Here is a 14371-nt window from a genome sequence, read left to right on the forward strand (position 1 = left end):
CCGGTCGCCGCACCGTGTCTGCGACGATGGACGCATGCGCGCACGCTACGGAGTACCCCTGAAAGTCACGGCAGTCGGCGCAGCGGTCGGCGCTGCCGGCCTCGCCTACGCCGCCGGATTCGAGGCCCGCTCGTTCCGCCTGCGGCGGGTCACCGTCCCCGTACTCCCGCACGGGGCACGCCCGTTGCGCGTGCTCCAGGTCTCCGACATCCACATGGTGAGCGGTCAGCGCAAGAAGCGGGCCTGGCTCCAGTCGCTGGCCGGGCTGCGGCCCGACTTCGTCGTGAACACGGGCGACAACCTCTCCGACCCGGAGGCGGTACCGGAGCTGCTCGACGCGCTCGGTCCGCTGATGGAGTTCCCCGGGGTGTACGTCTTCGGCTCCAACGACTACTACGGCCCCAAGCTGCGCAACCCGGCCCGCTACCTCCTGGAGAAGGCCCACGGCAAGCACGGCCTGAACGGGAACGCCCCGGCGGTCGGAGTGGTCCACAACCCGTGGGAGCCGATGCGCGACACGTTCGACGAGGCGGGCTGGCTGGGCCTGTCCAACACCCGCGGCCGGCTCAAGGCCGACGGCCTGGAGATCGCGTTCACCGGGCTGGACGACCCGCACATCAAGCGGGACCGTTACGCGGAGGTCTCCGGCGGCCCCGAGACGGGCGCCGACCTCTCCATCGGCGTGGTCCACGCCCCCTACCTGCGCTCCCTGGACGCCTTCACGGCCGACGGATACCCGCTCATCCTGGCGGGACACACACACGGCGGCCAGATCTGCATCCCGTTCTACGGGGCACTCGTCACCAACTGCGACCTCGACACCGACCGGGTCAAGGGCCTCTCCAGCCACACGGTGGGCTCCCGGCGCGCCTACCTCCACGTCTCCGCGGGCTGCGGCGCCAACCGCTACACCCCGATCCGCTTCGCCTGCCCGCCCGAGGTGACCCTGCTCACGCTGACGCCCCGCGACTGACGCCGGCGCCCCGGGACCGGCCGGAGCCGCCGCTACCGGCCACCGGGCGCCGCCCCGGCCCCGGGCACGGCCGGCCGGGCGTACCGGAACGGGCCCGGCGCCGAAGAAAGCAGATTTCGCCTCCGGGCGCCGGTGGGCTAAAGTAATCGATGTCGCCGGGAGACCGGTGGACATCGGGGTGTAGCGCAGCTTGGCAGCGCGCTTCGTTCGGGACGAAGAGGTCGTGGGTTCAAATCCCGCCACCCCGACAGCCGAAATACCAGGTCAGGCCCGGTACTGAGAAATCAGTACCGGGCCTGATGTGCGTTGGGGGGCCGCTTGGGCGGCCGGTGGGGGCCAAACGCAGAGTCCGCCGTGCGCCGGAGGCCGCAGGTCGTGGTTTCGATCGCCCTTCGACGGCTGACTGCGGCGTGATGCGTTGCACGGGCCCCGTGCATCAGGGCCGTACATCAGCGTCGTACGTGCGGGCCGTACATCAGAGCCGTACATCAGGGGCCGTCGAGTCCGAAGACCGTGCCGAACGGGTCCACGAGCTGGCAGACACGTCGGCCGGGTGACACCGCGAGAGGGCCCCGGTGGTGGGTGCAGCCACTGGTCAGGAGGCGTTGGCGTTCGGTGTCGAGGTCTTCGACGGACCAGTAGGGAACGGTGCTTCCGCCGTGGGGGTTGGCCTCGGGGGATGCGGGGTGAAAGCCGAACTCGACGCCGTCGATGTCGAGCCAGGCGTAGACGGAGGTGCCGTCGATGTCGAGCTCGACTTCGGCGTCGAAGTTCTCGCCCCACCATCGTGCCGCGGCTTCTGGGTCCTCCACGAAGACCATGACCGTACGGATACCGCGCAGCACGTGACGTTCTCCTTGCGTGGGACAGGAAGTGGCACGGTACCGCCGCGGTCGCCGAACCGTCGACGCGGGCCAAGAGCCCGGACGAAGAGCGCGGGCGGAGAGCGCGGGAGAAGGGCAACGGCGAAGGGTGGGGTCCGAGAGCGGGCGGGCGGTGTCTTCGGGCCGTCGCTCCGCATCGTCGGGAGCCGGTGTTCGGCCGGCCGTCACTGATCCGCCGCAATCGTCGGCCACGTGGAGAGTTCCGCCGAAATTACCGGTTCTCCCATCGAGTTGAGGGTTTATCTACGCGCGGAGCTTCGATCACCGAACGATCATTCGGGCATATCAGACGACTTCTCGCGAGGCCATTACCGGCGGGTACCGGGAGCTGCTAGAAACTGGTTCGCTCCATCGAAGTCCCCCCACCCACCCCCCACACTTCGAAGGGCTGGCAGCCATGTCAGTACGAAGAATTTGGGCATCCGTATCCACTCTGGCCCTCGCGGCCGTTGCCGCCCTTGGCGTTGCCGGGCCGGCCTCGGCCGCCGACTCGGCCGCCGCGGGCGGTTATGTCGCGCTCGGCGACTCCTACTCCTCCGGTGTCGGCGCGGGAAGTTACCTCTCCGACAGCGGCGACTGCCGGCGCAGCACCAATGCCTACCCCTACCTCTGGGCAGCGGCGAACTCCCCCGCCTCGTTCGACTTCGTCGCCTGCTCCGGGGCGACGACCGGTTCCGTCGCCAGCACCCAGCTGGGCGTGCTGAGTTCGTCGACGACGCTGGTCAGCGTCACCGCGGGCGGCAACGACGTCGGGTTCGCCGATGTCATGCAGGACTGCGTCCTGTCCAGTGAGGCCACCTGCGTCAGCAGCGTGAACACGGCGATCTCGCAGATCCAGAACTCCCTGCCGTCGAGCCTCGATTCGCTCTACAGCGGCATCCGGGCACGGGCCCCGCAGGCCCAGGTGGTCGTGCTGGGCTACCCGCGCTTCTACAAGCTCTCGGGAAGCTGCATCGCCGGGCTCACCGAGACCGAGCGCAGTGCCATCAACAACGCGTCGGACGTGCTGAACGGCGTCCTCGCCAAGCGGGCGGCCGACGCCGGGTTCACGTTCTCCGGTGTGGCGGACGAGTTCACCGGTCATGAGCTCTGCTCCGGTGACGCCTGGCTCCACAGCGTGACGCTTCCGGTCTACAACTCGTACCACCCCAAGGCCGCGGGACAGTCGGGCGGCTATCTGCCCGCCTTCCGTTCGGCGGTCTAGGGACGCGGAGCTCCACCCCCCACAGGCGCGGCGGTTCACCGGGTTCGGCCCGGTGGACCGCCGCTGCCGTGTTCAGGGCCCGCTCGGCGCAGCCGTCGGACGGGGCAGTGCGAGAGCGGCCGCGGCAGCCAGTACGGCAGTGGCGGCGGCAGCCCACCAGCCGTGCCGGAACGCCTCCAGTACCGCGTCGGGGGCGGCGGGGGCACCGAGCAGCGTGACCATCAGGGCGACGCCGAGCACCGAACCGGTCTGGCGCGCCATCGTCGTGACGGCCGAGCCGGTCGCGAAGCGGGTGGGCGGCAGGGCCGCGGCCGCCGCGCCGACCAGAGTGGGCAGGGCGAGGCCGACGCCGATACCGGTGACGACCATGCCGGGCAGGAACCCGGTGGCGTAACTCGGGTCCGTACCGAGCTGGACGGCCCACCAGGCCAGGCCCGCGCCGAACAGCAGGCACCCGAGCGCGGCCGTGCGCCCGGCCCCGATACGGCGGACCACCGGGCCGGAGGCGACCGCCAGCAGCGGCACGACCAGCGGGCCCGGAGCGATCGCCAGCCCGGTACGGATCGCCGAGTACCCCCACACCTGCTGGCACCAGAGCACCGAGGTGAGCAGCATCGCCGCGAACGCCACCGTGAAGAGCAGGGCCGCCAGCGTGGCCGCCGCGAAGGCCGGCGTACGCAGCAGCGGCAGCTCGACGATCGGTGCCGGATGCCGGGCCGAGCGCAGGACGAAGGCCGCCGTGAGGCCGACCGCCGCCAGGAGCGGAACGAGGACCCCGGGCGAACCCCAGCCCCAGGCATCGGCCTTGACCAGCCCGAAGGCCAGGGCCCCGATCGCGAGGGTCAGCAGCGCGGCGCCCACCAGGTCCGGCAGGCGGCCCTCGCGGTCCGGGCGGGCGTCGGGCAGCAGCCGGGCCCCGGCCAGCAGACCGACCACTCCCACCGGGACGTTGACCAGGAACACCCAGCGCCAGTCGGCCTCCACCAGCAGGCCGCCGACGACCGGGCCGAGTCCCGCGGCTATCCCGCCGATCGCGGCCCAGCTGCGGATGGCCCGCGGGCGGCGTTCCGCAGGGGTGTTGGCGAGCAGCAGCGCGAGCGAGGTCGGCATCAGGGCCGCGGCCCCGGCGGCCTGAAGGATCCGGGCCGCGACCAGCCAGCCGACATCCGGGGCGAGGGCGCAGAGCGCGGAGGCGACGGTGAAGACCGCCAGGCCCAGCAGGAACCCGCGCCGGTGGCCGTAGCGGTCGGCGAGCCGTCCCGCGACGACGAGCAGCGCGGCGAAGACGATCGCGTACGCGTTGAGCACCCAGGACAACGAAGCGAGAGAACTGCCGCCGAAGGAATCGTCCAGCGCGGGCACGGCGACGTTGACGATGAACAGATCGAGGTTCACGACGAAGACACCGGCCGAAATGATCCAGACGGCGGCGCGCGACGAGACCGGGGCCGGGGCTGGGGCTGGAGCGGGGCCTGAAGCGGGGACTGGGCTCGTGGGTGGGGCGGATGGGAGTGAGTTTGATTTTCCAACTGTCATGACGGCAAGCTAGCGCCAGTGAGTTTGAGATGGCAACCTAGTAGGGATGAACGCTTCGAAGAGCCCTGGACCCCTCGCCGTCACGCTGCCCGGACGGCCCTGTTCCGCTGCCGCCGCACTCCATGTGGTGGGCGAGAAATGGGCGCTGCTCGCGGTGCGCGAGATCTTCTTCGGCAACCACCGGTTCGAGGCGATCGCCCGGAACACCGGTGCGCCACGGGACCGCATCGCCGCCCGGCTGCGCGCACTGGAGCAGGCCGGCGTGGTCGAGCGTCGGCCGTACAACGAGCGGCCGCCGCGTTACGAGTACCACCTGACGGCGTCCGGCCGGGATCTCGCACCGGTGATCCGGGCGCTGCTGGACTGGGGCGACCGCTGGGTGAACGAGGTGCCGCCGGTCGTGATGGTGCACGATCCGGGGAACGCCGGCGAACGCGAGCGTGGCGACGGCGAGCCCCGCGACGGGCACTGCGACGGGGGCGGGCACGCCGACGAGCGCGAGCGTGGCGAAGGGAGCGGGCCCAGCGCCGAAGGCGCCCCCGGCGACGGGCACGGGCGCGCGCACGATCTCGATGCCGTCTGGGTCTGCCGGACCTGTGGCCAGGAGATCGCGACGGACACCCTCACCGCGGACGTCCGCGCCCCGGGCTGGGACCGCGCCGGACCGCTGCCCGACCCGCTGCCCGACCGCCTCCCCGGATCGCTCCCCGCCGAGCGGCACTGACGGATCAGCCGGGCGCGGCCGTTGTTCAGGCGTTGACCTGGCGCGATGCCTTGATCGAGTACATCAGCGGGATGCGGGGCCGGTCCGCCGGGAAGCGGTAGTGGCCGTCCTCGTGCCGCTCCAGCGAGCCGAAGCGGGCGAACAGCGAGACGTCGTGCTCGTGCAGGAACTCGATCCGCAGCCCGGCCGCCGCGAGCGCCGAGACCACCTCGCCCACCGGGTGCTGCCACTCGACACTGCGGTTGTGGACGGTCGGGGCGTCGAAGTCGGCGTACGTCCCCGGCGTCTCGTCCACCCACGCCTCGCGGCTGAAGTAGTCGTAGGTGATCGTCGACCCGGTCGAGTCGTCCAGCGTGTCGGTCAGCGGATGGAACTCGGCGAGGTAGAGGAATCCGCCGGGTGCGACGAGCGAGGCCGCCGTCTCCGCCCAACGCCCGATGTCGGGAAGCCAGTTCAGCGCACCGACGCCCGTATAGACGATGTCGTACGAGGGGTCGGGGACGGCTTCCCGCGCGTCGTACACATCGGCGGCGACGAATGCCGCCCGGTCCGGGCCGAGTCCCAGCGACCTGGCGAGGCCGCGGGCCGTCTCGACGGCGGGCTCGGAGAAGTCCAGACCGACGACATGCTCGGCGCCGTGCCGGGCCCAGGACAGGGTGTCGAGCCCGATGTGGCACTGGAGGTGCAGCAGGGTCCTGCCGGTGACGTCACCGACCTCCGCGACCTCGAACGCGCGCAGGGCGTCCTTGCCCTCCCGGAAGGCATCCAGTTCGTAGAAGTCGCTCGCCGCGTGGATCGCCACGCGCTCGTCCCAGCGGGCGCGGTTGGCGTCGTGCCAGTCGTCCGGAGTCGGTGAGTACATGGGCGGAAAGTTACCCACAGGCTGGGGGCTGGTGCGAGGGGTTATCCACAGGCCACCCGGTCGCGCGTCCGATCGGGTTGGATGGTGGCATGAGCGATACACAGAACGCCTCGTCCACGCCGGAGTGGGAGCAGCGGTTCCGCGCACCCCGGGTTTCCCTGCCCGACTGGGCCGAGGACGCCCCTGAGCGCTCACTGTTCGTCTCCAATGCCACGGGGACGTATGAGCTGTACGCCTGGGACCGGTCCAGCGGGGAACAGCGCCAGGCGACCGACCGGCCCAACGGGACGACCGACGGTGTGCTGACCCCGGACGGTCGGACCATCTGGTGGTTCAGCGACACCGATGGCGACGAGTTCGGTGTGTGGATGCGGCAGCCCTTCGCCGGTGGCGCCGACGAGCCGGCGGCTCCCGGTCTGGAGCCCTCGTACCCTGCGGGCCTCGCCATCGGGCGCGACGGGACCTCGGTGATCGGCCGCTCCACCGACGAGGACGGCACGACGATCCATCTCGTACGCCCGCAGGAGGAGCCCGCCGAGATCTACCGGCACCGGGAGTCCGCCGGGGTCGGGGATCTCTCCCACGACGGCACGCTGATCGCCCTGGAGCACACGGAGCACGGCGACGCGATGCACTCCGCGCTGCGCGTCGTGCGCCCGGACGGTTCCACGGTCGCCGAGCTGGACGACACCGAGGGCGGCACCAAGGAGCTGGGCCTCGCGGTGCTGGGCTTCGCGCCCGTGGCCGGTGACTCCCGGCTGCTCGTCGGGCATCAGCGCCGGGGCCGCTGGGAGCCGATGATCTGGGACCCGGTCGCGGGCACCGAGACCGCCCTGCCCGTCGAACTGCCCGGTGACGTGGGCGCCGAGTGGTATCCGGACGGCTCCGCGCTGCTGATCGAGCACAGCTTCGAGGCCCGCAGCGAGTTGTGGCGGTACGAGCCGGGTGCGGAGGAGCCGGTCCGGGTCCTGACCCCCGCCGGTACGGTCTCGGGTGCCACGGCCCGCCCTGACGGCACCGTGGAGTACCTCTGGTCGTCGGCCGCGCAGCCGCCCGTCGTCCGTTCCACGGCCGGTTCCGTGGTGCTCGACCCGCCCGGCGCCAAGGCCCCGGCGTCGGTACCGGTCCAGGACGCGTGGGTGGAGGGTCCCGGCGGCCGCATCCACGCCCTCGTGCAGCGGCCCGCGACCGGTGACGGCCCGTTCCCCACCATCTTCGAGATCCACGGCGGGCCGACCTGGCACGACAGCGACGCCTTCGCCTCCGGTCCGGCCGCCTGGGTGGATCACGGTTTCGCGGTCGTACGGGTCAACTACCGCGGTTCGACCGGCTATGGCCGCGCCTGGACGGACGCGCTCAAGCACCGCGTCGGCCTGATCGAGCTGGAGGACATCGCGGCGGTACGGGACTGGTCGGTGAAGTCCGGGCTCGCGGACCCGCAGCGGCTGGTCCTGGCCGGTGGCTCGTGGGGCGGCTATCTGACCCTGCTCGGCCTCGGCACGCAGCCCGAGTCGTGGGCCCTCGGCCTGGCCGCCGTGCCGGTCGCCGACTACGTCACGGCCTACCACGACGAGATGGAGGCCCTGAAGGCGATGGACCGCACGCTGCTCGGCGGCACCCCCGAGGAGGTGCCCGAGCGGTTCGCGGCCTCGTCGCCGCTGACGTACGTCGACGCGGTGCGCGCACCCGTCTACATCTCGGCGGGCGTCAACGATCCGCGCTGCCCCATTCGTCAGGTGGAGAACTACGTGGACCGCCTGAAGGCGCGCGGCGCGGTGCACGAGGTGTACCGGTACGACGCCGGGCACGGCTCCCTCGTGGTGGAGGAACGGATCAAACAGGTCCGGCTGGAGCTCGACTTCGCCCTGAAGCACCTGGCGGGCGCCCCCGACAACGACGGCGGCTGACGGGAGGGCGCGGCGGCCGAGCGGGACGACGGGACGGCGAGGCACGGTTCCTCGCCCGGTGTCGAGTTGGGCGAGTCGGGGCGGGGCGTCGGGGCAGGGTGAGTCGGCGCGGGGCGTCGCGGGGCGTCGCGGCAATGCGGGTCGGAGCGAGTCGGGGCGGGGCGTCGCGGCAACGGGGGCGGCCGGACGGCGGCGGGGCCGCGTGGATGGTGCCACGCGGTGTTCCGGGCGCAGGCCCGACGTCAACGTGGTGACGGGCTGCCGACGCCCTCGCGCACGCGTAAGGGCTGGATAAATGGTGTACCCCGCTCCGGGCCGCCGGGGCGGGGACCGTACCGTGGAGGGGTGTACCGGTTCCTGCTGACCCCGCGATGGTGGGGGATCAACCTCTTCGTCGTGCTGGCCATCCCGTTCTGCGTGTTCATGGGCACCTGGCAGCTCGGCCGTTTCGAGGACCGCGTGCAGTCGCACGAGGAGGCCGAGAAGCAGCCCGATCCGAGTACGCGGGCGGCCAAGCCGCTCGACACGCTGCTGCCCGTCGACAAGGTGACGTCCGGCCGTCCGGCCGTCGCGTCCGGCACGTACGCCGACCAGTTCCTGGTTCCCGGCCGCGAGTTGGACGACCGCAACGGCTTCTACGTCCTGAACCTGCTGCGTACCGACAGCGGCAAGGCCCTGCCGGTCGTCCGCGGCTGGCTGCCCGGCAGCGCGGGGAGCGCCGCGGTTCCCGCCGCGCCGAAGGGCGAGGTCACCGTGACCGGGGACCTCCAGGCCTCCGAGAACATGAACAGCGACGGCGTCCACTCCGAGGGCGGGCTCCCCGACGGCCAGGTGGGCATCATCAGCGCCGCGTCCCTGGTGAACCTCGTCCCGTACGACGTGTACGACGCCTGGGTGACCCTCCCCGAGGCCGAGGCCGGGGGTACGGGCGGCGCGATGAAGCCGGTCCCGGCCGCCGCGCCGCAGGGCAGCGGACTCGACCTGAAGGCGTTCCAGAACCTCGGCTACACCGGCGAGTGGTTCGTCTTCGCCGGCTTCGTGCTCTTCATGTGGTTCCGGCTCGTCCGGCGCGAGGCCGAGGCCGCCCGTGACATAGAGCTGGGTCTCGTCCCCGACGCCGACTGACCCACCCGCATCCGCCCCTGCGGGCCTGGGCGACCACGCGTCGGTCCGGCGCCGTGGGGGTTTGGGGCCGCCTGTTGCTCTGGGGGCCTGGGGGCCTGGGGGCCTGGGACAGTCTGCTGGTCCATGAGTCCTGAGGGAGCTGCACGCCGGTCCAATGGGGCTGGGAGGCCATGTGTCGGACCGGCCGTCGGACTGCCTGTCGGACCGGCCGTGGGCCCTGGAGGCCGCCTGTCGGACCGGCCGGTCATCCGGACCTGCGGGCTCTTCGGGCCTCGTCAGCCGCGTGGTCGTGCCCGTGGCCGTACCCGTGCCCGTGGCCGTACCCGTACCCGTACCCGTGCCCGTGCCCGTGGCCGTATCCATGTCCGTATCCGTGGCCAGGCCCCACCCGGTCGGACGGCAGCCCAGCCCCCCGTCTGTGCGGGACCGGGCGGGTGCGGGCTAGGACGCGGTGAGCACGCCTGTCCGGTAGATCGTGCCCGCGCACGCGTTGTCGATCTTCGTCTCGGCTGTCGGCGCGCCCGATTCCGGGGTGTGCGTCACGGCGACGCTGCCGTCCGCCGGGCCGCCCTCCTCGCCCGCGAGCTGTGCCTGCGTACCGTCCTGCGGGGAGCCTTCGCCGGTCGAGCCCCCGGCGCCGTCCGTCGGGGTCGGGCTGGGAGTGGCGCCGGTGGTCGGGCAGGTGTCCGTCGGCACCCAGGCGAACTTCACCTCGTACGCCATGGACGGCTTCAGCAACACCGTTCCCGGTTCCGTCGAGGGGTCGGGGAGTCCGGACGCCGCGTCTCCCGCGGTGTGCTGGACCACGTCGATCTTGAGCGGGTCGGCCGCGCCGCTGGCCAGGAAGCTCACGGTGCCGTTGCTGCTCACCGAGCAGTCCTTGCCGGACACGTTGGCGATCTTGAAACTTCCGTACACCGTGCCGTCGGCACCCGTCGCGCCCGTCCCCGCCGAGGCGACCCCGAGCTGGCTGGGGTCGCAGGTCGGCATGGAGGCCACTTCGGAGCGGGGTGAGTCGGCGACGCCGCCAATCGCGTTGCCCTCGGTGTCCGTACCGCCGCTCGCCGAGGGGCTGCCGGAGGCGTCCGGGAGGCCCTTGCCGCCCTCGTTCTCCCGCTCGGAGGCATTGGACGGCAGGTCGTTGCCGGCCTCGGAACCGGTCTCGGTGCCGTTGCCGCCCTGGGTCTGCTCTCCGTGACCGGCGATGGCGGGCCGGTCGGTGGACGAGCCGTCCGAACTCGCGACGTGGACGAAGGCGGGAACGGCCGTGCCGATCAGCAGGGCCGCCGCGGCCGCCCCGACGACGGCCTGCCGCCGCCTGGCGCGCCGGGCGGGAACCGCACGGTGCAGATGGTCCAGGGTGCCCTCGGAGGGCGCGAGGTCGTGGACCGCGCCGCGCAGCATGCGGCGCAGGGCCACCTCGTCCAGTTCCCCGCCGTCGCGCGTGCGGCCGGCGAAGAGGTCGGTCAGCGTGCCCGAGGCGTCGCCGCCCGAAAGGCGGCCACCCGCACCGGCGCCCGATCCCTCTCCACCCGCGTCGACGCCGCCCGTATCAATGCCCACGACGTTCCCCGACGCATCCCCCGACGCACCTTCCGACGCGTGGCGCGGCACGTCTTTCCGCGTATCGCTCCGGGCGTCGTCCGCGGCATCGTTGCCCGGGGTGTTCTCCGGGGTGTTCTCCGGGGTGCTCTCCGGCCCGTGGTTCACAATTCCGTTTCCAGTCCGGTCAGTCTCGTGCCTGCCCTCGGGCCCGCTCATGCCTGCGCCTCCATCACGACGCGCAGTGCCGCGATACCGCGGGAACCGTACGCCTTGACCGAACCCAGTGACACTCCCAGCGTCTCCGCGACCTGGGCTTCCGTCATGTCCGCGAAGTAGCGCAGCACCAGCACCTCGCGCTGGCGTCGCTGAAGCCCCTTCATCGCCTTGATCAGCGCGTCCCGCTCCAGTTGGTCGTACGCGCCCTCCTCCGCGCTCGCCATGTCCGGCATCGGCTTGGAGAGCAGCTTCAGCCCGAGGATGCGCCGACGCAGGGCGGAACGGGAGAGGTTGACGACGGTCTGGCGGAGGTACGCGAGAGTCTTCTCCGGTTCCCGTACCCGGTTGCGCGCCGAGTGCACGCGGATGAACGCCTCCTGCACCACGTCTTCACAGGACGCGGTGTCGTCCAGCAGCAGGGCCGCGAGGCCGAGCAGCGAACGGTAGTGGGCGCGATAGGTCTCGGTGAGATGGTCGACCGTGGTCCCCGCTGCCACCGTCTCCTCAGCGCCCTCGCGCTGCGACGGCAGCCTCGCCGGACGCGCAGCGGGCATGGGCGCGATCACCGGCATGCCACCGGCCGCGCGGGGCCGCCGGAGCGGACGCACCGAAGCGCCCCGCCACTGGCCCACCACTGTGATATCGAGAACCTCTGCCACGCCAGTTGGACACGCTGCCCCCCGTCAGGGTTGTACGCGTACGGCACCGCGTTCAGCGCTGTGCGACATGCCCTCATACGTACCTGCTCTTCCCCAAATGCCCCATAAATGCGCCCCGCCACGCAAGAAGTGACGGCATAGACGCTGCCCGACCGACGTGCGGTTGCAGAAGGCCGGGAGATCATCGTCGGATATGACAACGCCCCAGCTCAAGGGGTTCAGACCAGCGAATTGCTCATAGAGCGTTCACGGATCCTACAAAACAAGTTCGATCAGGCTCGGGGGAATTCGGCAGCCACGGATTCGGCGATCTGGGCGACGTTCAAAGCCGCACCTTTTCGGAGATTGTCACCACAAACGAACATTTCCAATGCCCGTGGATCGTCCATCGAGCGCCGGACCCGTCCGACCCACGTCGGGTCGGTGCCCACGACGTCGGACGGTGTGGGGAAGTCGCCGGACGCCGGGCTGTCGAACAGCACCACTCCGGGCGCGGTCGCCAGGATCTCGTGCGCCCGGTCGACGGCTACCTCGTTCTCGAAGTGCGCGTGGACGGACATCGAGTGCGTCGCGACGACGGGGACGTACACACAGGTCGCCGTGACCTTCAGGTCAGGCAGGTCCAGGACCTTGCGGCACTCCTCGCGGATCGCCAGTTCCTCGGACGACCAGCCGTCCCCGGCGTCGGTACCGGCCCACGGCACGACGTTCAGGGCCACGGGTGCGGCGAAGGGGCTCTTCTCGCGGTCGCCGAGGGCCCGCCGTACGTCACCGGGGTGCGTGCCCAGCTCCGTACCGGCCACCAGGGACAGTTCCTCGCGCAGGGCCGCGACACCGTCCCGGCCCACGCCGCTCACCGCCTGGTAGGAGGAGACGATCAGTTCCCGCAGCCCGAACTCGGCGTGCAGCGCACCGACCGCGACGATCAGTGACAGCGTGGTGCAGTTCGGGGAGGCGACGATTCCGCGCGACCGGAGCCGTACGGCGTGCGGGTTGATCTCGGGGACGACCAGCGGTACGTCGTCGTCGAGCCGGAAGGCCGCCGAGTCGTCGATGACCACGACGCCCTTGGACGCGGCGATCGGTCCCCATCGCGCGGACACCTCGTCCGGCACCAGGAACAGGGCCACGTCGACCCCGTCGAACACGTCCTCGCCGAGCGCGAGGACCTCGGTCTCCTCACCGCGTACGACCAGCTTGCGGCCGGCCGAACGCGGCGAGGCGATCAGTTTCACCTCGCCCCAGACATCCGCGTGCTGCGAAAGGATCTGGAGCATGACGCCACCGATCGCCCCGGTCGCGCCGACGACCGCGAGCGAAGGGCGGCGGGCGGTCATCGTCCGGTGCCCCCGTAGACGACGGCCTCGTCGGAGTCGCTGTCGAGGCCGAAGGCGGTGTGCACGGCGCGCACGGCCTCGTTGACGTCGTCGGCGCGGGTGACCACCGAGATACGGATCTCGGAGGTCGAGATCAGCTCGATGTTCACGCCCGCGTCGGACAGCGCCTCGAAGAAGCCCGCCGTGACGCCCGGGTTGGTCTTCATACCGGCGCCGACCAGGGAGATCTTGGCGATCTGGTCGTCGTAGCGCAGCGAGTCGAAGCCGATGGTGCCCTTGGTCCGCTCCAGGGCGTCGATGGCCTTGCGGCCCTCGGCCTTGGGCAGCGTGAAGGAGATGTCCGTCAGCCCCGTCGACGCGGCGGAGACGTTCTGCACCACCATGTCGATGTTGACTTCCGCGTTCGCGATGGCGCGGAAGATCGCGGCGGCCTCGCCCGGCTTGTCGGGGACGCCGACGACGGTGATCTTGGCCTCCGAGACGTCATGGGCGACTCCGGAGATGATCGCGTGCTCCACCTGCTGGTCCCCTTGCGGCTCGTTGCTGACCCAGGTGCCGCGCAGTCCGGAGAAGGACGAACGGACGTGGATCGGAATGTTGTATCGGCGTGCGTACTCCACGCAGCGGTGCAGCAGCACCTTGGAGCCGGACGCCGCCAGCTCCAGCATGTCCTCGAAGGAGATCCAGTCGATCTTACGGGCCTTCTTCACGACCCGCGGGTCGGCGGTGAAGACACCGTCCACATCGGTGTAGATCTCACAGACCTCGGCGTCCAACGCGGCCGCGAGCGCGACCGCGGTGGTGTCGGATCCGCCGCGGCCCAGAGTGGTGATGTCCTTCTTGTCCTGGGACACACCCTGGAATCCGGCGACGATCGCGATATTGCCCTCGTCGAGCGCGGTACGAATCCGGCCCGGCGTGACATCGATGATCCGCGCTTTGTTGTGAACCGAGTCGGTGATGACACCGGCCTGGCTGCCCGTGAACGACTGGGCCTCGTGGCCCAGGTTTTTGATCGCCATCGCCAGCAGGGCCATGGAGATCCGCTCTCCGGCGGTCAGCAGCATGTCGAATTCGCGCCCGGCAGGAATCGGGGATACCTGCTCGGCGAGATCGATCAACTCGTCCGTCGTGTCGCCCATCGCTGACACCACGACAACCACCTGGTTGCCGTTCTTCTTGGCATCGACGATTCGCTTGGCGACGCGCTTGATGCCCTCGGCATCGGCTACGGAGGAGCCTCCGTACTTCTGCACGACAAGGCCCACGTGCGCTCCTCGCTCAGTCCATTACTGCGGTCGGCTCAGTTTAACGAGCAGTCCGGAATCGCCCGCCTCATACCAGATGGTGAGATGTCCCGCCCACCACATGATCCGGCGTGTCGACCCGAACTGCTCGT

At 70.9% G+C, this 14371-nt stretch carries 12 protein-coding genes and 1 tRNA gene; 6 read left to right on the top strand and 7 right to left on the bottom strand.

Annotation, left to right across the window (positions count from 1 at the left end):
• Nucleotides 1-34 precede the first annotated feature (34 nt).
• The gene (locus tag OG251_RS17890; protein WP_326678129.1) at nucleotides 35-973 is read left to right on the top strand and encodes a metallophosphoesterase; all 939 of its coding nucleotides are present in this window, start codon (nucleotides 35-37) and stop codon (nucleotides 971-973) included.
• 174 nt (nucleotides 974-1147) lie between these two features.
• A tRNA-Pro gene (locus OG251_RS17895) sits at nucleotides 1148-1221 on the top strand.
• Nucleotides 1222-1461: 240 nt separating this feature from the next.
• Here the strand turns inward: OG251_RS17895 and OG251_RS17900 are convergent.
• On the bottom strand, nucleotides 1462-1818 hold the full coding sequence (locus tag OG251_RS17900; protein ID WP_326678130.1) for a VOC family protein: 357 nt from the start codon (nucleotides 1816-1818) through the stop codon (nucleotides 1462-1464).
• Nucleotides 1819-2254: 436 nt separating this feature from the next.
• Here OG251_RS17900 and OG251_RS17905 point away from each other — a divergent pair, with 436 nt between their 5' ends.
• The gene (locus OG251_RS17905; protein ID WP_326678131.1) at nucleotides 2255-3061 is read left to right on the top strand and encodes an SGNH/GDSL hydrolase family protein; all 807 of its coding nucleotides are present in this window, start codon (nucleotides 2255-2257) and stop codon (nucleotides 3059-3061) included.
• 72 nt (nucleotides 3062-3133) lie between these two features.
• On the opposite strand, the gene OG251_RS17910 is transcribed toward OG251_RS17905, so the two are convergent.
• A complete protein-coding gene (locus OG251_RS17910; protein ID WP_326678132.1) occupies nucleotides 3134-4597 on the bottom strand; it encodes an MFS transporter in 1464 nt (487 codons plus the stop codon).
• Nucleotides 4598-4643: 46 nt separating this feature from the next.
• Between OG251_RS17910 and OG251_RS17915 the strand changes: the two genes are divergently transcribed.
• Nucleotides 4644-5321 (top strand): winged helix-turn-helix transcriptional regulator, encoded by a 678-nt coding sequence (locus OG251_RS17915; protein ID WP_326678133.1) that lies wholly within the window; start codon nucleotides 4644-4646, stop codon nucleotides 5319-5321.
• Nucleotides 5322-5346: 25 nt separating this feature from the next.
• Here the strand turns inward: OG251_RS17915 and OG251_RS17920 are convergent, their stop codons facing one another.
• Nucleotides 5347-6183 (bottom strand): class I SAM-dependent methyltransferase, encoded by an 837-nt coding sequence (locus tag OG251_RS17920; protein ID WP_326678134.1) that lies wholly within the window; start codon nucleotides 6181-6183, stop codon nucleotides 5347-5349.
• Nucleotides 6184-6272: 89 nt separating this feature from the next.
• Between OG251_RS17920 and OG251_RS17925 the strand changes: the two genes are divergently transcribed.
• Complete coding sequence (locus OG251_RS17925) at nucleotides 6273-8090, top strand: S9 family peptidase (protein ID WP_326678135.1); 1818 nt, start codon at nucleotides 6273-6275, stop codon at nucleotides 8088-8090.
• Nucleotides 8091-8435: 345 nt separating this feature from the next.
• Entirely contained in the window at nucleotides 8436-9215 is a 780-nt protein-coding gene (locus OG251_RS17930) for an SURF1 family protein (protein WP_326678136.1), read from the top strand.
• Between the two features lie 441 nt (nucleotides 9216-9656).
• Here OG251_RS17930 and OG251_RS17935 read toward each other — a convergent pair whose 3' ends face one another.
• The 4 genes from OG251_RS17935 to OG251_RS17950 form a co-directional block, all read right to left on the bottom strand.
• The gene (locus OG251_RS17935; RefSeq protein ID WP_326678137.1) at nucleotides 9657-10976 is read right to left on the bottom strand and encodes a hypothetical protein; all 1320 of its coding nucleotides are present in this window, start codon (nucleotides 10974-10976) and stop codon (nucleotides 9657-9659) included.
• Entirely contained in the window at nucleotides 10973-11548 is a 576-nt protein-coding gene (locus OG251_RS17940) for a SigE family RNA polymerase sigma factor (protein WP_073719508.1), read from the bottom strand. The genes OG251_RS17935 and OG251_RS17940 overlap by 4 nt, the downstream gene beginning before the upstream one ends.
• 359 nt (nucleotides 11549-11907) lie before the next feature.
• Nucleotides 11908-12972 (bottom strand): aspartate-semialdehyde dehydrogenase, encoded by a 1065-nt coding sequence (locus OG251_RS17945; protein ID WP_326678138.1) that lies wholly within the window; start codon nucleotides 12970-12972, stop codon nucleotides 11908-11910.
• Nucleotides 12969-14240 carry an aspartate kinase gene (locus OG251_RS17950; RefSeq protein ID WP_326678139.1) on the bottom strand — a complete coding sequence of 424 codons (1272 nt, stop codon included), beginning with the start codon at nucleotides 14238-14240 and terminating at the stop codon, nucleotides 12969-12971. The genes OG251_RS17945 and OG251_RS17950 overlap by 4 nt, the downstream gene beginning before the upstream one ends.
• Nucleotides 14241-14371 lie beyond the last annotated feature (131 nt).

The sequence above is a fragment of the Streptomyces sp. NBC_01237 genome, assembly GCF_035917275.1.
Lineage (GTDB): Bacteria > Actinomycetota > Actinomycetes > Streptomycetales > Streptomycetaceae > Streptomyces.

Coding starts and splice junctions, on each gene's coding strand:
- OG251_RS17940 (WP_073719508.1), bottom strand. CDS start 11,548: ATGCCGGTGATCGCGCCCATGCCCGCTGCGCGTCCGGCGAGGCTGCCG.
- OG251_RS17890 (WP_326678129.1), top strand. CDS start 35: ATGCGCGCACGCTACGGAGTACCCCTGAAAGTCACGGCAGTCGGCGCA.
- OG251_RS17905 (WP_326678131.1), top strand. CDS start 2,255: ATGTCAGTACGAAGAATTTGGGCATCCGTATCCACTCTGGCCCTCGCG.
- OG251_RS17920 (WP_326678134.1), bottom strand. CDS start 6,183: ATGTACTCACCGACTCCGGACGACTGGCACGACGCCAACCGCGCCCGC.
- OG251_RS17910 (WP_326678132.1), bottom strand. CDS start 4,597: ATGACAGTTGGAAAATCAAACTCACTCCCATCCGCCCCACCCACGAGC.
- OG251_RS17925 (WP_326678135.1), top strand. CDS start 6,273: ATGAGCGATACACAGAACGCCTCGTCCACGCCGGAGTGGGAGCAGCGG.
- OG251_RS17935 (WP_326678137.1), bottom strand. CDS start 10,976: ATGAGCGGGCCCGAGGGCAGGCACGAGACTGACCGGACTGGAAACGGA.
- OG251_RS17945 (WP_326678138.1), bottom strand. CDS start 12,972: ATGACCGCCCGCCGCCCTTCGCTCGCGGTCGTCGGCGCGACCGGGGCG.
- OG251_RS17915 (WP_326678133.1), top strand. CDS start 4,644: ATGAACGCTTCGAAGAGCCCTGGACCCCTCGCCGTCACGCTGCCCGGA.